This is a genomic window from Lutibacter sp. A64 (genome assembly GCF_022429565.1).
Lineage (GTDB): Bacteria > Bacteroidota > Bacteroidia > Flavobacteriales > Flavobacteriaceae > Lutibacter.
Genome location: NZ_CP092487.1, coordinates 2,065,037 through 2,089,355 on the forward strand (window position 1 = coordinate 2,065,037; position 24,319 = coordinate 2,089,355).

The 24,319-nt window shown below is 30.2% G+C and carries 14 protein-coding genes; 2 read left to right on the plus strand and 12 right to left on the minus strand.

Annotated elements, in window-relative coordinates; genetic code table 11:
- Nucleotides 1-46 precede the first annotated feature (46 nt).
- Nucleotides 47-1,411, minus strand: a complete 1,365-nt coding sequence (locus tag MKD41_RS08610; protein ID WP_240241901.1) for a Gfo/Idh/MocA family protein — start codon at nucleotides 1,409-1,411, stop codon at nucleotides 47-49.
- A gap of 347 nt (nucleotides 1,412-1,758) precedes the next feature.
- On the opposite strand from MKD41_RS08610, the gene MKD41_RS08615 reads away from it, so the two are divergent.
- The gene (locus MKD41_RS08615; protein WP_240241902.1) at nucleotides 1,759-5,883 is read left to right on the plus strand and encodes a hybrid sensor histidine kinase/response regulator transcription factor; all 4,125 of its coding nucleotides are present in this window, start codon (nucleotides 1,759-1,761) and stop codon (nucleotides 5,881-5,883) included.
- 53 nt (nucleotides 5,884-5,936) lie between these two features.
- Here the strand turns inward: MKD41_RS08615 and MKD41_RS08620 are convergent, their stop codons facing one another.
- Nucleotides 5,937-6,575 (minus strand): sugar-binding protein, encoded by a 639-nt coding sequence (locus tag MKD41_RS08620; protein WP_240241903.1) that lies wholly within the window; start codon nucleotides 6,573-6,575, stop codon nucleotides 5,937-5,939.
- Nucleotides 6,575-7,423, minus strand: a complete 849-nt coding sequence (locus MKD41_RS08625) for an alpha/beta hydrolase (RefSeq protein ID WP_240241904.1) — start codon at nucleotides 7,421-7,423, stop codon at nucleotides 6,575-6,577. Before MKD41_RS08625 ends, MKD41_RS08620 begins: the two co-directional genes overlap by 1 nt.
- Before the next feature lie 439 nt (nucleotides 7,424-7,862).
- On the opposite strand from MKD41_RS08625, the gene MKD41_RS08630 reads away from it, so the two are divergent.
- Entirely contained in the window at nucleotides 7,863-8,657 is a 795-nt protein-coding gene (locus MKD41_RS08630; RefSeq protein WP_240241905.1) for a gluconate 5-dehydrogenase, read from the plus strand.
- 67 nt (nucleotides 8,658-8,724) lie between these two features.
- Here MKD41_RS08630 and MKD41_RS08635 read toward each other — a convergent pair whose 3' ends face one another.
- From MKD41_RS08635 to MKD41_RS08675, 9 genes are all read right to left on the minus strand, one after another.
- Nucleotides 8,725-9,930, minus strand: coding sequence for an aldose epimerase family protein (locus tag MKD41_RS08635; protein WP_240241906.1), 1,206 nt, complete (start codon nucleotides 9,928-9,930; stop codon nucleotides 8,725-8,727).
- Between the two features lie 153 nt (nucleotides 9,931-10,083).
- Nucleotides 10,084-10,986: a glycoside hydrolase family protein gene (locus tag MKD41_RS08640; RefSeq protein WP_240241907.1), complete on the minus strand. Its 903-nt coding sequence runs from the start codon at nucleotides 10,984-10,986 to the stop codon at nucleotides 10,084-10,086.
- A gap of 21 nt (nucleotides 10,987-11,007) precedes the next feature.
- The gene (locus MKD41_RS08645; protein WP_240241908.1) at nucleotides 11,008-12,669 is read right to left on the minus strand and encodes a RagB/SusD family nutrient uptake outer membrane protein; all 1,662 of its coding nucleotides are present in this window, start codon (nucleotides 12,667-12,669) and stop codon (nucleotides 11,008-11,010) included.
- A gap of 12 nt (nucleotides 12,670-12,681) precedes the next feature.
- The gene (locus tag MKD41_RS08650; RefSeq protein ID WP_371824297.1) at nucleotides 12,682-14,004 is read right to left on the minus strand and encodes a SusC/RagA family TonB-linked outer membrane protein; all 1,323 of its coding nucleotides are present in this window, start codon (nucleotides 14,002-14,004) and stop codon (nucleotides 12,682-12,684) included.
- Complete coding sequence (locus MKD41_RS08655; protein ID WP_240241909.1) at nucleotides 13,947-15,773, minus strand: TonB-dependent receptor plug domain-containing protein; 1,827 nt, start codon at nucleotides 15,771-15,773, stop codon at nucleotides 13,947-13,949. Before MKD41_RS08655 ends, MKD41_RS08650 begins: the two co-directional genes overlap by 58 nt.
- 31 nt (nucleotides 15,774-15,804) lie before the next feature.
- Entirely contained in the window at nucleotides 15,805-17,571 is a 1,767-nt protein-coding gene (locus MKD41_RS08660) for a RagB/SusD family nutrient uptake outer membrane protein (protein ID WP_240241910.1), read from the minus strand.
- A 38-nt stretch (nucleotides 17,572-17,609) separates the two neighbouring features.
- Entirely contained in the window at nucleotides 17,610-20,696 is a 3,087-nt protein-coding gene (locus MKD41_RS08665; protein WP_240241911.1) for a SusC/RagA family TonB-linked outer membrane protein, read from the minus strand.
- Between the two features lie 551 nt (nucleotides 20,697-21,247).
- Nucleotides 21,248-22,444, minus strand: a complete 1,197-nt coding sequence (locus MKD41_RS08670; RefSeq protein ID WP_240241912.1) for an IS256 family transposase — start codon at nucleotides 22,442-22,444, stop codon at nucleotides 21,248-21,250.
- A 166-nt stretch (nucleotides 22,445-22,610) separates the two neighbouring features.
- Nucleotides 22,611-24,251 carry a right-handed parallel beta-helix repeat-containing protein gene (locus tag MKD41_RS08675; protein ID WP_240241913.1) on the minus strand — a complete coding sequence of 547 codons (1,641 nt, stop codon included), beginning with the start codon at nucleotides 24,249-24,251 and terminating at the stop codon, nucleotides 22,611-22,613.
- Nucleotides 24,252-24,319 lie beyond the last annotated feature (68 nt).

Below are 24,319 nucleotides of genomic sequence, written 5' to 3' on the forward strand. Positions count from 1 at the left end.
TTAAGTTAATGATTGAGTTGAATATTCGACTAGATACATAAATACTTTAATAAGTATCTTTCATCCAGTTATAAGGTTTTCTTTTAATCCAGTTTCCTCTTGTAAAGTCTGGAAAGTCTTGAGGTTCTCCGTTGTTTTCTATTGAAAGTTCTGATAGTGGTGTTATGGCACTCCACGCTGCTGCATCATACGCATCCATTGGTGGTGCAATATTTAATTTTGCTGATTCTATAAAGGCATTGATAACAAAAAAGTCCATTCCCCCGTGTCCGGCACCTAAAGCATGTTCTCCATATTTTTTCCATAATGGATGGTCGTATTTTTTTAACCATTCATCTGCTACATCCCAACGATGTGGATCAGATTCACCTTCAATATAGATTCTATTTCCGTCTACTTCCCATAGTCCGTTACTTCCTTGAACTCTAAATCCTAAAGAATAAGGTCTTGGTAAATTACAATCATGTGTTACAATAATTGTCTCTCCGTTTGCTGTTTCTATTGTTGATGTTATCACATCTCCTTGTTTAAATTTTAATTTTGCATTTGGATGATCTTCTCCTCCATGTTTTACGATATAATCGTTTAATCCTATAGCTTTTGATGCATTGGCTGTTAAAGAGGTAAAGCGATTCCCTCTATTAATATCACACATAGCTGCTATTGGACCTGCTCCGTGGGTTGGATACACATCGGCATTTCTTAATAATGAATGTTGCGTTCTCCATGCTGATTCTGAAATACCTTTATCTCCAAATTCAACTCCTTTACCATAAGCACTTTTTCCATCATTTAGTTTTACAAAACGCAAATCGTGTTGGTAACCACATCTAAAATGAACCAACTCGCCAAACACATTTTGTCTTACCATATTTAATACTGCAAGTACATCTCGTCTATAATTCACATTTTCTAATATCATTAAATGTGTACCTGTTTCTTCGTATGTATTTACCAAATCCCAACATTCTTCCATGGTATTGGCTGCTGACACTTCTAAACCTGTATACTTTCCAGCTTTCATTGCATCTTTTGCCATACGGGTATGCCATAACCAAGGTGTAGAAATTATTACTGCATCTACTTCTTTCAACTCTAACAAATTTCTATAATCAAGATCACTTGATCCAAAAACTTCAGGTTTAGGCTGACCAGCTTTTTTTATCTTATCTAAGGCAATAGTATTACGTCTAGGATCAATATCACAAATTGCTGTTACTAATACATCATCTCTTTGTAAAACATTATCTAAATGATTCGTTCCTCTCAATCCAACACCTATCATCCCTACCTTTAATTTCTGTTCTTTTCCAAATAAACCTGTGTTTATTCCAAAAGACATATTAGGTAACATTGTAATTCCTGCTCCTGCAAGCGCAGTTTTTTTAATAAAATTTCTTCTTGATTTCATTTTGTTATGGATTTTAATTTTGTTTATTTCAAACCTGTTTTACTAAAGCTTGAAAATTGAATATTTTAAATTTCTTAATCATTTTTTAATAGTAACATTATATTCGTATAACACATGTTACGCATTTAGATATTTCAAATTTGATAATTACATTTAACAAAAAAGTAGATTATTTAGTCTAAGAGGTGGTTATTTTTAATAAAAACAAGAATTTGCTGATATTTTACACCTATTTGACTAAATAATCTACTTTTAATGAATTTAAAAATATTTTAATTAAATTGTTATGGATACATTTGTAATTACATTTACACTTAAATAAACTTAACAATATTGTAATATTTTTGATGAAAAAAGCCATCTTAATAAAACAAAATATTAGAAAACACACATTTAAATCTATATTTTTAATTGCATATTTACTATTAAATGGTGTTTCTCTCATAGGGCAAGAACATTCTAATTTTATCCATATAGAACCTACTTATAATAAAAAACCATTACCTATTAATAGTATTATTCAAGATTATTATGGTTATATATGGCTGGGACATTCTTCTGGGTTTGCAAAATATGATGGTTCTAATTATTATTACACTAGCATAAAAGACTTATTTAAAGAGCTAGAACCTGATGATGCTATTAAAAGTTTACATAAAGATTTTAATAATAATATTTGGATTAATACTAAAAATGGACTTGTTACTATTTGCGATACATTAGGTAACTATAATCATTTCAAAGCTTTAAAAGACAAGAAAACCCAACTAATATCAAGTAATAAAAACAAAATTGTTTTAGCTACTAAACAAGGAGAAATCTTTAATTATGATTACACAACATCTTCATTTAAAAAAATTACTCAAATACCAAACATAGCACATAATGTATCTGAAATTTTAAATATTGTTATATCTGATACCGAAGAGCTATTTATAAGTACAGATAAGGGTAAAATATTTCATTACTCCTTAAAATACAACATTTTAGACACCTTAAATACTCCTTTTTCAAATTTCCCTGGGAATATTAAAATCACTAAAGATTTAAGCAATAAATTATGGATTGGTACAGAATCTTATGGTTTATTTGCCTATGATATAAGCTCCAAAAAATTTATACAAGACTCTCTATACAAAACCCCTTCTTACAATATTAAAAATGAGATGTTTATCACACTTTTTTGTGATTCTAAAGGTTATATATGGGCAGGAACAGACGGTGGTGGTTTATACAAAGTGGATTCTAGCGAAGGCACAATACAACTTTACACACACCAAAATACCAATAAATTTTCATTAAGAAGTAACACTGTAATTGCAATTTATGAAGACACACATGAAAATATTTGGGTTTCTTCTAATTATGGGGAATTGAATATTTTACCTGAAGTTAATACCGAAATTAAATATTATCATGGTTCCGATGACAATACTCCTTCTAGAGTTTTATCTATCTACAAAACAAAAAACGGAACTTTATGGGCTGGTACAGACGGAACAGGAATTACTAAAATTGAATTAAATAAAAACGGTACAAGTTCTAAAAAACAATACTTTTCATCTAACAACCTAAAAAAAGGATTCTATATACAATCTATAACAGAAGACTCTAAATCTAATATATGGTTTGGAACCTATAAAAATAGTTTATGGCATTACAATACTAAAAATAATAAATTTAAGAATATAGAAATTAAAAACTCTAAAAATCAAAAAGCTACTGATGTTAGAGCTGTTTATACAGACTCTAAACAACGTATCTGGGTAGCTTCTAACTTATCTCTTAATGTTTATTCTAACACACAAAAATTACTTGCTAGTTTTGAAAATGAAACCCACGGGCTTAAAGGATTTATAGCTGAAAGCATTATAGAAGATGCTAACGGTACAATTTGGGTTGGGTATTATAAGGGAGGACTTTTTAAATTTGAAGAAAACTTAGAAAATCTCTCTAATTCAAAATTTAGCTATGTAAGTTATTACAATGAAAATAAGTATCCGAACGATTTTCTTGGAGTTAAGTATATGGAAATGGATCCTTCTGGAATTCTATGGTTGATAAACTCACATGGAAAACTTATAAAATTTAATCCAAATACAAATAAATACCATTCGTTAGAAAACTTTATTCCATTAAAAAACTTTGATGTAAGAGCTGTATTAGCAGAAAATGATACAAATTTATGGTTAAGTACTTCAAACGGAGTTTTACGCTTTAACGTAAAAGATTCTTTAATAACTAAATTTCAAATTATTGATGGCTTACAAGATAATTCATTTTTAGCAAGAAGTGCATTTAAAGATAAACAAACACTTTACTTTGGAGGCATAAATGGATTAAATAGTTTTAAGCCTTCAGATATTACAAAAAAAGAATTAAAACCTAAATTATATATTAACTCTATAGAAATATTAAACCAACCTGCTACTTTATTAATTCCTGAACAGATAAATTCAAGTATAGAACACTTAAAAAAAATAACTTTAGAGCCTAATCAATCCTCTTTTTCATTCAGATTTTCAGCTTTTGATAATGTTTTAAATTCTAACTACCACTATGCATATCGTTTAATAGGTTTTAATGATGATTGGATCCCTGTAACAAAAGAACAATTGGCAACCTATACTAATATACCCTCAGGCAATTATACTTTTGAAGTAAAAGCAGGTTCTAAAACAGGTGTTTGGGATATTCCTTCTAAAAAAATTGCAATAGAAATTACACAACCTTTTTGGAATAGCCCACTTGCTTATTTCCTATATTTATTCCTTTTTATCGCTATATTATTAATCGTTATTAGATGGTACGATTTACGAAAAAAAATAATTGCAGATAAAATTAATCACAATAAAGAAAAAGAATTACATGCGTTAAAAATGAACTTTTTCGCTAAAATGTCTCACGAAATTCAAACACCTCTAACACTTATTTCAAGCCCAATAGATAGCATGTTGCAAAGAGCTGAAGAAAATGGTAACTTATTATTAAAACAACGGCTACAAATAATTTCTAATAACGTAAAACGCTTATCAAGAATTGTTTTTGAACTTACCACCGTTAGAAATAAAGAATTAGAAAAAATACGTTTACTTGTTACAAAAAATAATCTATATGAAGATTTAAACGACATCGCCCTCTCTTTTAAAGAACAAGCACGTCTAAAAAACATAGATTTCAGTTTAAATTGTCCTCAAAATCTTTCGGCAGCGTGGTACGACAAAGATAAAATTGAACATATTGTATATAATTTACTTTCAAATGCTTTTAAATTTACACCAAAAGAAGGGAACATTCAACTAATAGCCACTCCTATTAATAATAAAAACTCTATTAAAATTTATGTTAAAGACTCTGGACCAGGTATAGAACAAGAAGAATTGAATGATATATTTACTCTTTTTTACCAATCTAAAACTGGTATTCAATCTAAAGGTTCTGGTATTGGATTGGCCTTAACTAAAGAATTAATTGAAGTACACAGAGGTAAAATTGAAGTTTCATCTAACAGTATTGAAGGAACCACTTTTTCAATAACTTTCCCAATAACTGAAGAAGCTTATTTACAAGAAGAACGTATTATTCCAGAACAAAAACCAAAAACTGAAGTAAAAGAAGACACCTTAAAAACCACCAAAACAATAACAAAAAAACATGATAAAACAATATTAATTGTAGAAGACAATTTAGAATTACAGCAGCTCTTAAACGACCTACTTTCTGATATCTACAATATTATTTTAACTGAAAATGGTAGAGAAGGCTATAATGCAGCAAACCAACACCATCCAGATCTTATTTTAAGCGATATTATGATGCCTGAAGTTGATGGTATTGAAATGTGTAAAATGCTTCAAAAAAATGAATTAACAAAACATATTCCAATTGTACTTTTAACTGCTAAAAACTCTACAAAATCTAAAATACTTGGACTAGAATCTGGCGCCATAGAATTTATTAACAAGCCTTTTAATACTAACGAATTATTACTTAAAATAAATAATATTATTGTTTCTACCGAACATATTATTTCAAATCTAAAGAAAGAAATAATTAACAATCCTACTATCAATGTAAATAAATCTAACGACGATATATTCCTTGAAAATTTAATTACTGCTATTAATGCAAGAATAGAAGATCCAAACTTTAGAGTTGAAGATTTATCTGAAGCATTAAGCATGAGTTACTCTACACTCTACAGAAAATGTCAAGCTTTAACGGGTGAAGGTTTGGTAGAATTAGTACGTTTATTGCGCTTAAAAAAAGCAGCTATTGTAATTGCAAAATACGGATATAGTATTTCTGAAGCGGCTTATATATCTGGATTTAACGATCCAAAATATTTTTCTAAATGCTTTAAAAAGTATTTTGGAAAAACTCCAAATACTTTTAAAAAAGAAGCAGTAGAAATGGGTTCAGAAAATTATCTTAAAAAGCATAACTTAGATGCTGGCATTATAAAAAAGTAACTACTTTAAACTTTAATAATGCACTTAAAATATCCTTTATGACTGATTTAATTTTAACCTTCTAAATACAATTCACCAAAAGAAGTTGGCGTATGAAAATTTGGTGTTTCAGTATTTGGATTTACCCAAGAAATCCAAGTTGGTCTATAAGAAGCGTCATCTTCTTGCTTATTATACTTTGCTCTAAAAATACCAGCTTCTATTTTAGAACCTATTAATAAATTTAACTTTTTTAATGAAGCTATACTAATTTCACCTTCAACTATAAAATAATCTTTATCTATATAAGATTTTACAGAGATATCTTTTTTGGGCCAATTCCAATCAAAATTAAATTTTTTGTTAGGGTATGCTTTAAAATCCATAATTCTAGGTGTAGGATCAATTTCTAAACAATAATACGGATTTAATCGTTTATCTGTTCTAAAAAACAATTCTACCCTATCAGAATTACCAATACTATTTATTGTATTATCTGTATTATCAATATAAACTTTAGCATCGTAAACTTTAAAACAGAAAAATAAATTTGCTGAATTCCAAAGCGATTTAAATTCAATTTTTTTAATAGGCTCGGTATCCCAAGCCGAAATAAAATCTTTTAAAACAACTGCTTTTTTCCAAAGAGGACTATCTCCTTTTCCCGATAACTTTATTGAAGAATCTCCAATAAAATTCACTTTATACTTCATTAATTTAAAAGTGTTTTTTTTAACCAAGCTTCTAATAATTTAGGCCACGCTTCTGCTGCTACATTTCCCGTTCTTAAACCATAACCATGACCTCCATCAGTTAAAAAATGTAATTCAACAGGTACTCTGGCATCATTTAGTGCCTTTGCTATCACCAAACTACTATTTCCATGTGCATCATCAGAAGTAGCAAACACAAACATAGGAGGTGTATTTTTTGTTATTTTAAGCTCTGGAGTTATAGAATAATTTTCTCCTTTATCTAAATAAGCCGGATATATTAACACTGAAAAATCTGGTCGGCTAGAAACAGTATCAATAGCATCTATTTCAGTATATGTTTCTTTATTATATAACGTACTGGCTCTTGCACTTAAACTTCCTCCTGCCGAAAAACCTAATACACCTATTTTAGCTGCATCTATTTTATATTTTTCAGCATCATTTCTAACAATTCTAATGGTTCTTTTTAAATCGTTTAAAGCTTCTGCTTCTTTTTTTGGCACACTATACTTTAACAAAAAAACAGTATACCCCAATTCTGTTAACCATTCTGCAACTTCTTCACCTTCTAAATCAATTGCTAAAATATTATAGCCTCCTCCAGGGTTAACAATTACACCTACACCATTACTAATTGATTTGGGTTTATATACAGTAAAAGATGGGTATTTTACTTCTGTAATTTTAGTTATCATTCCAGAACTTACTCTAGACTGTGTCGTTTTTTCTATAATTTGATCGTTACTAGGTGTTTTATCTGGCCATATATAAACTGTTTCTTTATTTTGTGAATGGACAGAAATCATTGTTAATAGAAGTAAAAAAAAAATATAATTATTATTCATAGTGCACTTATAATTTTAAAAAATGAAAATGATACTGTTTAAATATCTTAAAACAAATTTTTAATTTACTGATTTTAAAACACCCAACAAAATCATTTTTCCTTTAAATAAAACATGATGCACATTGTAATTATACAAACAAAAAAGAACGCACCATAACCTTGCTGCAAATTTACTATTTTTTAACTTTTTAAACACTTAGATTTTCTATTAATTTAAATGTAAACACAGGTTGAAATTAAATTTTTATTATTTTAAGAGCCCTAAAATTATAAATTTGTACATTATAGAATTTAAAACCCTTAAAAAGGCTGTTTTACCTTCTTACTTCACTTAATATAAAATACGCTCTTTATAAATTAATTAGAAGTAACAATTCTAAAATCGATTGCTTGTACTTTTTTAAATGGTTACTTTTACAAAACCAAAACATACAATTATGTCGATTAACTTATTTGATTTATCAGGAAAAATAGCATTAATAACTGGAGCAACTCATGGCTTAGGAATGGCAATGGCAATTGGATTAGGAAAAGCTGGAGCCACACTTGTAATAAATGGAGCTTCTTCACAAGAAAAATTAAACAAAGCAATTGAAACATATAAAGCTTTAGGTTTAAATGCTTACGGATACCTTTTTGATGTAACAGATGAATCTTTAGTTATAAAAAATATTAATGCCATAGAAAAAGAAGTTGGAGCTATTGATATACTTGTAAATAATGCCGGAATAATAAAAAGAACTCCATTAGAAGAAATGGAAGTTGCAGATTTTGAAAAGGTACTAAAAGTAGATTTAGTAAGTCCTTTTATTGTATCTAAACATGTTGTAAAAGGAATGATTTCCAGAAAAGAAGGTAAAATTATAAATATTTGCTCTATGATGAGTGAATTAGGAAGAAACACTGTTGGTGCTTATGCTGCTGCAAAAGGTGGCTTAAAAATGTTAACACAAAATATGGCTACAGAATGGGCTAAACACAATATTCAAATCAATGGAATTGGACCTGGCTATTTTGCTACAAGCCAAACCGAACCTATTAGAAAAGACGGCAACCCGTTTAACGATTTTATAATAGGAAGAACTCCTGCTGGAAAATGGGGAGATCCAGATGACTTACAAGGTGCTGCAATTTTTCTAAGTTCAAAGGCTAGTAATTTTGTTAATGGACAAGTAATTTATGTAGATGGAGGTATTTTAGCTACTATTGGAAAACCTGCTAACGAAGATTAAATTTTAAAAGCAAACGTAAATCATATAAAATTAAAGAGGGCTAAAATAACATTTTAGCCCTCTTTAATTAGTGAATAACATCAAACTTATAAACACAAGTAGATGTATACAATTCCCCAGGTCTTAATAATGTTGATGAAAAATTAGGCTGATTAGGAGCATTTGGAAAATGTTGCGTTTCTAAGCAGAAAGCACTTCTAAAATCATACGATTTTCCGCTTTTACCTATAGTACCACCACCAAGAAAATTACCGCTATAAAATTGCAACCCAGGTTCATCAGTATATACTTCCAATACTCTTCCTCTTATTGGTTCTATTACTTTTGCTGCCAAAGTAAGTTGGTTCTTATTTTTTGATGCACCTTTTCGTAAAACAAAATTTTGATCATAACCATTTGCTATAATTAATTGTTCGTTATCACCTTCTAAATCTTTCCCTATAGCTTTTAATGTTCTAAAATCAAATGGAGTACCAATTAGTGAACGCAATTCTCCCGTTGGAATTAAAACTTTATTTACTGGTGTAAATTTATCAGCATTTATCATTAACAAATGATTATTAATTGTACCATTACCTTCACCCGTTAAATTAAAAAATGAATGATGAGTCAAGTTTATAACAGTTGCTTTATCTGTTTCAGCAAAATATTTTATTACAAGAGCATTTTCATCCGTCAATAAATAGTTTACACGTACTTTTAAATTACCTGGATATCCTTCTTCCATGTCCGTAGACGTTCTAGTAAACTCTATTTCATTTTGAGCAATTTGATGAGCATCCCACATTACATTATTAAATCCTTTGACACCTCCATGCAAGTGATTAATTCCATTATTTTTAGTTAAGGCATACTCCGTTCCGTCTATTGAAAATTTACCATTAGCTATTCTATTTCCATAACGACCAATTATTGAACCAAAATATTTTTCTTTGGCTGAAATATATTTATTTAAGGTTTTAAATCCTAAAACAATATCTTCAAACTTTCCATTTTTATCAGGAACCATTAATGATGTTAAGCGCTGACCATAATCTGTAAATGTAACCTCAATACCATTTTTATTTGTTAAAACATAAAAACTAGTAGAATCTCCACCAATTTCTATTTGAAAATCTTTAGGATTTAAATTTGTTTTTAATTTCCTCTTTATATTTTCAGGAACTATAGTTGATTTTTTGGTTTTATTTTCTGAAACCCTACAACCTATTACTACTATTAGTAAAAGTATAGCACATAATTTAAATGCAACAATGGAGGTTTTAATACTCATCTTATTTAAAATTTATCAGATTTAATTTGAATAACTTTCTAGATTATTAGAACAATAAAATTGTATTTATTCTTTTAAAAGAATAAAAAAAGCGCTCTTGTTTTAAATAAAAACAAGAACGCTTTCAAACTATGTTAAATAAAAAACAAACTATTAATTTTTAAGTTCTATCTTTAAATTAGGTTTATAATCGGCATAAAACTGCCCTAATTCGGTTAGCGTTCCATCAGGTTTAAATAATGCTGAAGAAGTACCTGCCGCAGAAGTTTGACCAAAAGAAAACCAAGTATAACGATGTACATACTCCAATGCTTCTAATTGTGGCAAAACTTCTTTCATAAAAGCCAGTACCTGTTCTGAACTAAATTTATTATCCTCTGGAGATACTGCTGTCCAATCAGCAGGAGCAAATTCGGTTATCCAAATAGGTTTTCCATATAAATTGTAAGTATCTTCTAATCTTTTTATAAATGAAGTAGCGCTTACACCTCCATACCAATGTACGGTAACAAAATCAACTCTTAAATCATTTTCAACAGCCTTTTCCATAAATTCTTGCATCCAATCTCCAGTTGAATTTACACACGCTGGGCTACCTAAAGGCAATCCAACTTCTTCAAGTTTTGGCCAAAGTTCAATAGCTTTATCAACAGACATATTTGCTTGTTTTGCACCATCTGGCTCGTTAAAACCAAGTAAAAACTTTATTTTACCTTCTTCTTTTAATGATTTCATACTTGCTACAAACGCATCGTTTACATCCCATTTTCCCCATTTCATCGGTACAAATTCGATATTATTAGGAATTAAATCTTCAAAATAACCTTCTCCCCAAGTATAAAACCAATGTGCTTTTAATATTGAAACTCTTTCTGGCCATAGTCCAGAAGCAGTTGTAATAGCAAACCCTTTTTTACCAACCACTAAAGAATCTTCAACTGGTTGTATAATTTCAGGTTTTTCTATTTCTTCAAAATTAAATTTATCGTTATTAGCCTTTTCACACGAACTGAATATTAAAGTAAAAGCAATAAATATTTTAATTAAAATTCTCATTTCTTATTTTATTTATTGTGTTTACCAACCTATATTTTGAACTAAATTTGAATTTTTATTAATTTCAGATTTAGGTATTGGATATAAATTCATACGATCTTCAAAGGCTCTAACTTCTATTAAACTTTTTTCATATTCAAAATTATTAGTTACAGCATCTTTCGTTATTTTAACCCCGTAAATATCGGTAGTTTCATTTCCTATTTTCCATCTTCTAACATCCCAAAAACGGTGATCTTCAAAGGCCAATTCAACCATACGTTCATTTTGTAATTTTTGGCGAAATTCATCTTTGCTCAATCCACTTGGAAAGTTAGGCATATTTGCTCTTGTTCTTATTTTATTAACCGCATCTAAAGCAGTCATTCCATAGGTTGAAGCATTTTCTGGTCCATAAGCCTCATTCATTGCTTCAGCATAATTTAGTAGTACTTCACCAAGTCTAAACAACACCCAAGTATGCTCTCTACTTGTTGTATTTGTAGGTGTTAAATTTATATCTTCAATTACATATTTTTTAAGATAATAACCTGTTTTTGTAGCATTTACAATAGGAGCACCATTTAAACCTCCTACAAAACTTTCTATAGTTTTACCTTTCCAGGCAGCACCGTTTACAAGAACAGTTTGTGCTAACCTTGGGTCTCTTCCTGCATAAGGATTTGTTGCATCGTAACCTGAAGCTGGATCCATAATTGAAAGTCCTGTAGCTTGCATTTCATATGCATCAACTAAATTTTGTGTAGGACAAGTCCCTGTGTTTCCTCCTTCAAAACCTATTGGGAAATTTCTTTGTTCAAATCCATTTGTAGTACCTTGACGACGTTCAAAAATTAATTCGGAACTTAGATAATTGTTTACAATATCAGCATAATTACCCTCTAAAGTATACGCATCTAAATCTAATACAGATTTAGCAGCTTCAGCCGCATCAACCCATAAAGATGCATTACCAGTAGTATTGTGTAAAGGACTTGCTGCATAAAGTAACATACGTGCTTTTAATGCTAACGCGGCTCCTTTTGTAGCTCTTCCTGTTTCTCCTACTGAAGAAAAATCTTCGTACTTTACAGGTAACTCTTCTGCAATTACATCACATTCATTCACTATAAAATCTACAACCTCTTCAAAGCTATTTTGACTTACATTTATAGCTTCTTCTGAAGTTAACACATCGGTAATAAGTGGTATATTTTTATATCTTTTTACTAATTCAAAATAAAAATAAGCTCTTAAAAAACGTGCTTCATATGCATAATTTTTAAACTGCTCAATAGTTTCTGCATAACTTTCATTGTATTGATCTTCTAAAAACTCAACGCCTTCAGTTTCAACAATAAACATATTGGCAGCTCTAATTCCAGAATACATATTTCCCCAAACATTATCAATAGGTCTTAAATCGCTATATCTACCTTCATTAAACCTTTGAATATCCGATAAATCTAACACATGCTCTGCTTCGTCTGTAGCTGAAGAACGCATTGCTCCATCTACACTATTAAAGTCTGTTGGTAAATAACTATATATGTTTGTTAAAAAACTTTTAGAACGATTAAAATCTGTAAACACATCATCTTTACGATTAAATGAGGTTTCATCATACTCTAAATAGTCACAACTAATTATTGCAAAAAACAACACTGCAAATAGTCGATAATTTATATATTTTAGTATTTTCATAAGTCCTTATTTTTAAAATTCTAATTTAATTCCAACGTGGTACGATGCAAGTGACGGATAACTAACCCCAATAGATTCTGGGTCAACATCTCCAGTATTATCAATACTAAACACATTCATTCCACGGCCATATATTTTGGCTTTTGATATATTTAATTTACTAATTAATTGCTCTGGTAATTTATAATAAACTTCAAAACGTCTTAATTTTAAGTAGTCTCCACTAACTAACCAGATGTCGTTTTTACGGTAATTATTTTCATTTTCTAATAAAGATAATCTTGGTAACGTAGCCGTTGCGGCAGTTTCTGGAGTCCAACTATTTGCTGAAAAATTAGTAATATTGGTATTACCACGTAATGGGATGTGTACACTTTTTGTGTTTAAATAAACTGTTTGATTTGCAATTCCTTGAAATTGTAAATCAATACCAAATCTTTTATACTCTCCACCTAAATTAATACCGTAATATATTTCTGGATAAGCATTTGCATAACCAATAGGTACAATATCTAAATCGTCTATAACACCATCGTTATTTTGATCTTTATATTTAATATCTCCTGGGCGTACATTTGAAAATAGTTGTTGAGGACTTGCATCAATATCGGCTTGATTTTCGAAGAAACCTAATGCTTGTAATCCAAATTGTTGTCCGATAGAATTCCCAGTTTCTTTTAAATAATCGTAAGGTTGAAATTCTTCATTCTTATTTACAATTTCATTTTTTGCAAACGTAAAATTACCACCTACATAATATTTGAATGAACCTGCATTACTTTTCCATAAAAGTGATGTTTCAACTCCTCTATTTTTAACCTCACCTTCATTTGCTATTGCGGTATTTACACCAATTAATGAAGGAATTGTTCCAGAAGTGGCAACAAGAATGTTTTCTCTTATATCATAAAAAGCATCTAGAGTTATTGAAAGACTACCAAACAACTCTATATCTACACCTAAATTACTCTTAATAGAATTTTCGTAGGTAAGATTATTAGATGCTAAACGCCATTCGCTAATACCTCCAAGATTGCTATTATTATTGTTAAAATAATATCCTCCTCCGCTTCCAAAAGCTTGCTCGTAAAGGTTTGGATCCATAATATTATTACCACTCATCCCCCAAGATGCACGTACTTTTAAATAATCTACTGATTTATTATCTTTTAAGAAATCTTCGCGGTTTAAAACCCAACCGGCTGAAATAGCTGGAAAAAATCCAAAACGATCTCCATCAGGTAAAACACTACTTCCACTATAAGATAGTACAGCATCTACAAAGTATTTATTTTTATAACCATAACTTGCTGATGCAATAGCATTTTGACGCAGGTATGTATTGTATTGACCATTTTTTTAACACGTTTTTCTTGTTGATACATTAAAGATGTGTTTAAAACACTGTTTTCCCAAGATGTATCGTAATTTAATTTACCGTATAAAGAGGCTTGACGAAGTTGATTTTTAAATCCTTTTGAGTAATTTAAATCGGTTTCACTACCATAAACATTTGCTATTGTATCGTTTATAACACCAGTTAAAGGGTTTCTTGTAAAAGACAAACTTTCATATATAAAATTTCTCTTTTTACTTTCAGAATAATTAACTTCATTATCGTAAGCTAAAGCAGCTTCAGCAGATAAACCTTTTAACCAGCCACTTAAATCTTGAGTAATTTTACCATCAATCATTATTTGTCTACCGTTAGGTTGCAGCACACCTGTTGAAGACACTAAAGCCACAGGATTGTTATCGTAATATGCTGTTCCTCCCCATTCCCCGTTTGGAGTTCTTACTGGAAATGCTGAAGAAGGCACGCTATAAATTGCATCCATAATAGTACTAACTCCTGCTCCAGGCTCTGTTCTACCATCAATATGTCCTGCCACATTAACAATAAACTTTGTAGTATTTGTTAAATCTATATCTAAATTTGTTCTAAAATTAAAACGGTCATATTTTAACTGACTATCATAACGATCATCAAAAGTTGTATTATCAAATAAACCTCTTTCATTTTGGTAATTTAATGAGGTAAAATATTTTAATTTTTCACCACCACCAGAAAAACTAGCACTAACATTTGTTGTACTACCAAAATCTCTTAAAGTTTCGTCTAACCAATTAACATTAGGTAGCAAGGTTAAATTTTCACCCGTTTGAAACCCATATAAATCCAAATCGGAATATACAGCTTCATTACCATCTAAAATACTTGCTTGGTTTACAGCTCTTGCATAATTATAAGAATCTAAAAAATCAGGTTCACGAGCAGCAAAGTTTATTCCATTATCATAAGAAACATTTATTTTAAAAGAATTGTAAGCGCCTCTTTTGGTTGTAACCAAAATTACCCCATTAGCGCCTCTTTGTCCATATCTGGCTAAATCTGCTCCATCTTTTAATACGGAAACACTTTCAATATCAGACAATGCTAATGAAGCCATATCTCTTTCAAAACCATCTACTAATACAAGAATAGCGTTATCATTAAGGGTTCCTAAACCTCTTAAATACATACTAGGACTTCGTTCCCAAGGTGTTCCTGCATTTTGAAGTACCATCAATCCTGAAAGTTCTCCATAAAGACTTTCTAAAGGATTGTTTAATGAACTTTTTTCTAATCTATCAGAATATACAATATCTATAGAAGAAGTAATTTCATCTACTGGTTTTGATATTCCGTAACCAAGGTTTATATTTTTAGATGTTTTGCCTAATTGAATTGTTAATGTTTTAGAATTAACATTAACTACCTTTTGCATATCGCTAAAAGTTAATTTAATTAAACCTTGAGGTTCCATATTTAAAACTGCTGTTCCAAAATCATCAGTTACAACAGTTATATCTGAATTTGTAAGTGATTCTATATTAACACCTGAAAACGGTTTTCCGGCATCGTTAATAACAGTAATTTTTATAGTATCTGATTGTGCTAAAATTAATTGAGACGATAGCAATAATGCTAACATACAGCAAATTTTCACAATCTTTTTATTTGTTTTCTGCAATAAATTTTGGAAATAAATAAAGGTGAAACTATTTAAATAGTTGTCCTTCCAAGTTCCATAACTTAGTTTTCCTATTTTGTATTTTTTCATTTGATAGTGATTAGTTTATTCAAATTGTATATTACCATCCTGGATTTTGTACCAATCCATAACCTTTATTAATTTCATCTGGTGGAAACGCACTTAAATACCATTTTGGTGAAAAATTAGTTTTCCAATAGCGCTCTGGCAGTTCAAATGTGTCGTAAGTATATGAACCATCACTTTCCTTATTTGTGTTTACACCGTATAAAGTTTTAGTAAAACTATCTTCATCTTTCCAACGAATAAGATCGTACCAACGTACTTCTTCATAACCCAATTCTAAAGCTCTTTCATTTAAAACAGCTTTTCTAAAATCTTCTTGAGATAAACCTGGAGTAAGATCATTTAATCCAACTCTATTACGCACTTTATTAATAGCTGCATACGCTTCTACAGTAGGACCCGAATTTGCTTCATTTAATGCTTCTGCATAGGTTAAATAAATTTCACTTAAACGTAAATAAGGCCATTGAACAACTGAATTTAAAGATGTTGCATTGTTTCTTTCTAATAAAAATTTTCTTAAACCAAAACCAGTTTTAAAACCTGAAGCGTTTATGTTTTTTCGTTCTCTACCACCAATCCATAATTCTGCTGTACGACCTTGATAAGTATCTCCATTTATTAAAACAGTTTCATACAATCTAGGATCGCGATTTGCCCACGGATTGTTTGGATCCCATCCAGAATTAGGAGCATCTATTGGGGTTCCATCTGCCATAGGAAACATATCTACGTAATTTTTAGTAGGTAACCCAGAACCATATCCTCCAGAACTTTGGTAGAAATAATAATTTCCAGACCAATAACCTCCTGATTTATAGCGAACTCTTGTACTTATTAAAATTTCGTGATTATTACGCATATAATACGCATCTTGAAAATCTTGTCTTGGATCTCCTGTATTTATTAGGTTATAACCTCCTTGATTTTCAACAGCATCTAAAAGTTCTTTTGCTGCTTGTGCAGCTTCTGTCCACAAATTAGCATCGTAACCTCCAAACCAAGTTAATTTACTATCTGAAGCCTCTCCAGTAAGGTAAGGTTCCGAATTGTTAAATAAGGGACTTGCACCAAACAATAAAACTCTCGCTTTTAGCCCCATAGCCGAAGCTTTTGTAAATCTTCCATCCCAGTTAGATGCATCTTCAATTGTCCAAGGTAGTGCAGGAATTACCTCATCTAAAAGTGCCACTATATTATTCATAGTTTCTTTTGCTGTTAACCTAGGTAAATCTGTATTCTCAGTAGGCGTATATGCGTGATCTACCCAAGGCAAACCTCCAAAATTTCTATACATATCTACATAATGAATAGCGATAATCATTTTTGCTTCAGCTTTTAATTGATTGATATAATCTTCTGAAACATCTGGTATTTTATCTGCATTTTCAATAAAATTCCAACCTATTCTAATCCCTTCCCAACTTTGTTCTTTTGTATAACTATATTTTGAATTAGAAGCGCTATTTTCTGTAGCAGCAGTATACTGACCGCTATAGTACAATCTATTAGGACCACCCCAACCAAGGTAACTATGACCAAGGTCTGATAAAGACTCTAAAAGATCCATTCCTATTTTATTTCCTTTTTCAGACCAGTTTACATTTAGTCCATAAGGTAATGTTGCATAACCGCCCCATAAATAACGTTCAGATAGTTCTATAGAGTTAAATATGGTATCTTTAGTAACATCTACACTAGGTTCCTTTTCTAGAAACTCGTTTCCAAACTGAACTTTTTCACAGCTGTTTAGAATGAGTGCTAGAATAGCAATAATGAATATTATATTTTTTAGTTTCATACTATAATTTTTTAATAATTTTTTATAAACTTTATATCTTATAAGAAATTTAATCTTACTCCTAAATTAAATACTTTAGTCAACGGATATTTTGAATCATTTGCAGTTTTAGATTCTGGATCTGCAATATCTAGTTTATCTATTGTAACTAGGTTTGTTCCATTAATAAAGGTTCTAAGGTTGCTAATCCCCATATTTTTTAAGAAGGCAGATTTAAAATTATATCCCATTTCAAGATTTTTTAAACGCACATAAGAAGCGTCTCTCAACCAAAAATCTGAGTTTTTAGTATTGTTAGAACTTCCCGTTAAAGTCATTCTAGGGTAGGTAGCTGTATCTGCTGTTTCTGGTATCCAACGTCCATCAGCCATATATTGCAATAAAGAACGATCTAACGTGGCTCCAAAAGCAGTTCTGTAGGTATCTCCTAAATATCTTGAAGTATTTGCTGCACCAACCCACGACATAGAAAAATCGAAGTTTTTAAAGTTAAACCCTGCATTTACACCAAAACTATATTGTGGATATACAGAATAACCAATTGCTTTTTGGTCATTTTGATCAATAACACCATCTGCATTTAAATCTTTATAAACCATGTCTCCTGGTTTTAAATCGTATTGATGGTCTGGCAACTCATCATTTCCTGCATCAGCATCGTTATAAAACTTATCAAAAATATACCCAAATGGTTGTCCCACTGGTTTTCCTGTACGGTATAAATAATCTTCAGATTGAGGAATTTCATCCATAAAAATTATTTCATTTTGGGCATGTGATACATTTGAATTAACCCAGTATCTAAAATCATCGGTTAGTTGTTGTTTCCATTTAAGTTCTAATTCAAACCCTTTATTTTGTACTTCACCAATATTTACAGCAGGAAGATCGTAAGCTACATATCCTGGAACTGTTCCTCTATAGGTTAAAATATCTGTACGGTTTTCTATAAAATAATCAAATGTTAAGTTCAATTTAGATTCAAAAAGTCTTAATTCTATACCGTAATTTTGCTTTTCTGCAGTTTCCCAAGTAACATCTGAGTTTCCAATTTGTCCTTCACTAGCAGCTTGTTGATTGGATGGGTTATTATAGCCAAAACTATAATTACCACTTGCTGAATTATAACTATCTGGAAGATACAGAAAACGGTTACTTCCAATTCTATCATTCCCTACCAATCCATAAGAAAAACGTAATTTCATAAAATCAAGAACATTTTGTTCTTGCATAAACTCTTCATTTGTAAGCACCCAACCAGTTGAAAATGCTGGAAAAAATCCAAAACGTTTATCTTTTGCAAAATTTTCTGACCCATTGTAACCAATACTAACATCTGCCATGTATTTATTATCAAAATCATAAGTTACACGTCCAACCAAACCAACTAAACCACTAGGTAATTCTGTATATTGTGAAGGATAATAGGTTTTTTGTTGATTGTAAAGCAACAATCCACCAACATTATGACCTCCAAATTTATTACTATAACTAAATCCACCTTCTAAATACCAATTTCTTCCTGTTCCATAAGACTCGCCATAAGTTAAATTACCATCGGAACCACTTCTTCTATATACAATTTCGTCACTATTTTGATCTGCAGAAGGATTAATATCTCTTAAAAAAACAGGTTCATAACTAGCTGATGAAGAATTTCTAGTTTTTGTATGTGTATAGTTTGTATTATAAGCAAACTTTGTTCTAAATTTTAATCCTTTAATAAAGCCTAATTCTTGTTCTAAATCAATATCTAAATTCAATTTATTATTTAAAATATTAGAATACCCTTGACCATAAAATGGAGCTAAACCGTCTTTTTTAGTTCCTGGAATATAAAGTTGACTAGAAGTAATATATTTTCCATCTACAATTCCTGGCCCTGAATATGGAACAGACCAATAAATATCTCTAAAAAGCTCGCTAAAACTATTTTTTGTGTTTGGTCTATTTGTAATACCTGCTTGACCTCCAATAGTAACACCTAATTTAGTGGTATTGGTAATATCAATATCAATATTTGAACGATAATTATACCTTTGAAATGAGAAGTTATAATCGTACTGAGAATCGTAGGTTTTAAATAAACCATCTTGATTTAAGATCCCTAAAGACACAAAATATTTAACTTTATCTGTACCTCCAGAAATATTTAAATTCCCTTTAGATTGACTTGCTGAAGGCTTTAAAAGGTAATCCATCCAATCTGTATTTGGATACATTAATGGGTTAGAGTTTGTTCTAAATGCTTCAATGGCTTCTGGTGTAAACTTAAGCTGACTAGGATCTAGACTCGGATCATCGTTTAACTGAGCTTCATTATAACGCTGTGCATACGTATAACTATCTGCAAAATCTAATAATCTAGTAGGTTGTTGCATACCTCTAGAAAAACTTGCTGTTATTTTTGCTTTTCCTTCTGAACCTCTTTTAGTAGTAACTATAATTACACCGTTTGCACCACGCACACCATAAACTGCTGTTGCAGATGCATCTTTAAGAATAGTAATACTTCCTATTTCTTCAGGATCTAAGGACATAAAAGAACGCTCAACACCATCTACTATCATTAAAGGTTGCGATTGTCCTTCTGACAAAGTAGCAACTCCACGTAAATAAATACTTGGATCATCGGCTCCTGGCTGCCCTGAATATTGAACTGTAGACAAACCTGTTACTTTTCCTGCTAAAGAGTTTGCAACATTAGCTGCTGGTGATTTTGCTAATTCTTCAGAATCTATTGAGCTAATTGCCCCAGTAATTGTTACTTTCTTTTGCCTTCCATAAGCTACTACCGTAACTTCATCTAAACCAGTTAAACTAGATTCTAAAACAATATTAATTACTTTTTGAATAGTTATTTTAACTTCTTTAGTTTCAAATCCCATATAACTATAAACTAGGGTACTGTTAGGTGAAGTACTTATTTCATAATTTCCATCAAAATCTGTTGCTGTACCATTTAATGTTCCTTTTTCAAGTATTGTAACACCCGGAAGAGGAAACCCTTCGATGTCTGTTATCACACCAGTGATTTTTGTATTTTGAGCCCATAAGGCTTGATTAACTCCTAATAAAACCATTAAGGTTAGGAATAAATAAATCTGTTTTTGTTTTATTCGCATAGGTTTAAATTTTCATAAAATTTGTTGTTTGTTTAGTTTAATTGTATCTAATAAGAAAACGTTTAAGTAAAGCCTTCAAAAAAAATTAGCGCCTTAATTCCAAAATATTAGATTTAATTGTTTGCGTAAAAAAGATAGTGTAGTTAATTGAATCATAATTTGTAGTTTTTATATTGTTATGGTTAAGTTATTGTTATAATTATTTTAACATGGTATAATCACAACAACCCAAAATTAATCAGAACCTATTCAAAAGACTTGGTTATATAATTCAATTGATTGGTTATATAGTTCATAGCTTTAAAAACAAGCTTTTACAAATGCTTTAATTAGTTTTACTGACTTCAATTACAAAAAACTAAGATTTTAAATTCCTAATCTTGTTTTCAAAATAACAGAAAAAACAACTTAAAAGTCTTTTTATTGGTGCTGAAATTTATGGTTAAATTCTAAAAAAATAGATTTATTTAGGAAGTATATAACACTTTAAAAAAATTTTGACACTATCCCAAAAAGTGTGTAAGTTAAAAATATTGGGTTTAGATTTTTCATTAAATCTGAACCCTTTTTTCAAATATAGTCAAAAATTGGTTAAGAATTATCCCCCAGTTATGAATTGGCATCGACCATTTTTTTGTTGCCTCTCTTATAGCTAAAAAAACAGATTTCATTACGGCTTCATCTGTTGGGAATGAGAGCTTATTTTTAGTGTATTTTCTTATTTTTCCATTTAAATTTTCAATAAGATTAGTGGTGTAAATAATTTTTCTAATTTCTAGAGGGAACTCAAAGAAAACAGTAAGTTCTTCCCAGTTTTCCTCCCAGCTTTTTATAGCGTAAGAATATTTATGACTCCATTTGTCTGAAAAATCTTTTAGAGCCGCACGTGCAGCTTGTTTGGTAGGTGCTCCGTAAATTTGCTTCATATCATTTGTAAACTCCTTTTTATCTTTCCAAACCACATATCTACAAGCATTTCTGATTTGATGCACAACGCAAATTTGTGTTTTAGATTCAGAGAATACATTTTTAATAGTATCGGTAAATCCGTTCAGGTTATCAGTTGCTGTAATTAAAATATCTTGAACTCCACGTGCTTTTATATCTGTTAAAACACTCATCCAAAAGGCTGCCGATTCATTCTTTCCAAGCCAAAGACCTAATACTTCCTTTTTGCCATCTCTACGCAAACCTACTGATATGTAGATTGTTTTGTTAATCACTTTTGAGTTCTCACGAACCTTAAAAACAATGCCATCCATCCAAACAATTAGATAAATGGACTCTAATGGTCGGTTTTGCCAAGCGATTATATCATCTGTAATACGGTCTGTAATTCTTGAAATAGTGGATGTAGAAACATTAAAATTATACAATTCATTTATTTGAGACTCAATATCGCTGTTGCTCATTCCTTTGGCATATAAAGATACTATAATGTTTTCAAGACCATCAACCATACTTTTCCTTTTAGGAATAAGCATTGGATTAAAGGAGGCGTCTCGGTCGCGAGGTACATTAATTTTTGATTCACCATAACTGGTTTGAATCTTCTTATTTGAATATCCGTTGCGAGTATTATCGGTTAAGGACTTTTGGTGTTTTTCGTAGTCTAAATGACTATCTAATTCGCCTTCTAGGATTTTTTCAATACCTCGTTTTTGTAAGGCACTTAAAAAGCTATGAAGCTCTTCTCCATTTTTAAATTGCTTTAAAAAATCATCGTTTAATAAATCTTCTTTTTTCATTAAAGTGTGTATTTAAAAGTTAAAATTAATTACTTAAAAAGTTATTTCCGAAATATTTTTTGCTTTTTAAGAAGCAAAATATTTCAGAATAACTTTTACACTTACACACTTTGTGAGATACTGCTAAAATTTTAAAACGAGAAAATATTAGTACTATAAATAACTTTTATTTAGGTTCAATTGCTCCAAGACTCGGATTTCCATTGATCGAATTTCCCATAATATCCTTAACTTGTTTTAAGCCCTGTAACAAACCAACAACATCATTTGGAAGCAAATTAATTTCTATTCCTTTATGTTTGACTAACTTTTTATTTTTAGGAATATAATTACTAATTATTATATCTCCTAAATTTTCAAACCCAGCATCTCCATACATTGGAAGTTCATCAGCTATCTGCATATACTTAGGCCAGCTAGCTTCAGTTAAAAATAAATTATTTTTGAAAGTTAAATTTTTTATTGATTTATCATTTTTTAAATCTGGCTTATATTGATCTCCTACAACAGCTGCAGAATTCCCCATAATATGAAAAATATTGTTTGCTATCAATACTCCTTTACTTGTATTATCAAAGGCTATTTTAGAAACAATAGAAGCATCGCAATAAATTGTGTTATTATAAATATAGGTATTAACAGGACCTTTTCTAACTTTTTTAGTTCCCTGATAACCACTTAACCATATTGTTTTACCTTCTTGGAAAGCCCCATTAACTCCCTTAACTCTATATCCGTCATTAATACTAATATTATAACGATATGCACAATTATAATTATTACCTAATATTTCACAAAATCCACCTGCATTATATGCACTTATATTATATTGAAGCACAATATTATCACAATTAAAATCTATATGAGCTCCTGCAGAATCTCCTGGACCATTGGCGTATAAAAATTTATTTTTTTCAATTAAAACATTTGAAGAACTCCAAGTCCATAAACCACTACCACGTCCCCATTTCCTAGAATCTGTATTACTGCCTGAATGCGTTACAATATTACCTGTCACCTCCACATCCTTAACTCCAGACATTTGTATTCCCGGACCACCTGTAGCTTCTAAATTGTTATTTAAAATGTAAATATTTGATATATTTTTTCCTTTACCTGTTAGTTTTATGCCTGTATGTGATACATCTTTAATATTGGAATTTTTAATATATACATGTTTTATAGCAACAGTTTTATCCTCATTTATAACACGAACACCCCAGCCATATTTTTGAGTTCCATTAGCAGTTCTCACCTCTTCTTTTCCTCTAGAAAACCCTTCTTTTTCATAATAAACATCTAAAATAGATACATTATTTATTGTAATGTATTTCATTTCTTCTACTCCTTTATTTATTATAAGAATAGCACAATGCATTTTAGCTTTATTATTACTCTTTAAATAACCGTTAGCAGTTAAGCGTATATTAGAAATATTTACATAGCTACAATTTTCAATTAAAACACCATTAAGGTTATGGGTAAAATTAATGGTTGCTGGTATAAAACTATCTTTAGAGTTCCACAGTACTGAAGTTATACTTATTGGTTTATCTGCTGTACCTTGCTTGTTAATAAGTTTAAATCCGTGATTATAGATTTGCCCAGAGGCAAGTAATAATCTATCGCCACTATTAAAACTAATTTTATTTGCACGCTCAATTGTTTTAAATGCTTGAGCTTTTGAAACACCTGTATTGGTATCATTACCAAGTTTTGGATGTACATAATAATCTTTTGAAAACAATATGTTTTGAAAAAATAAGATTAAAATAAAAGGAATAAATTTAATGTTCATTTTTTTCATAAAATAATAATTTTAAATTAATTATGCTTTAAAAAAGCATCTCGTTTATAATTAAATAAAGCAATATT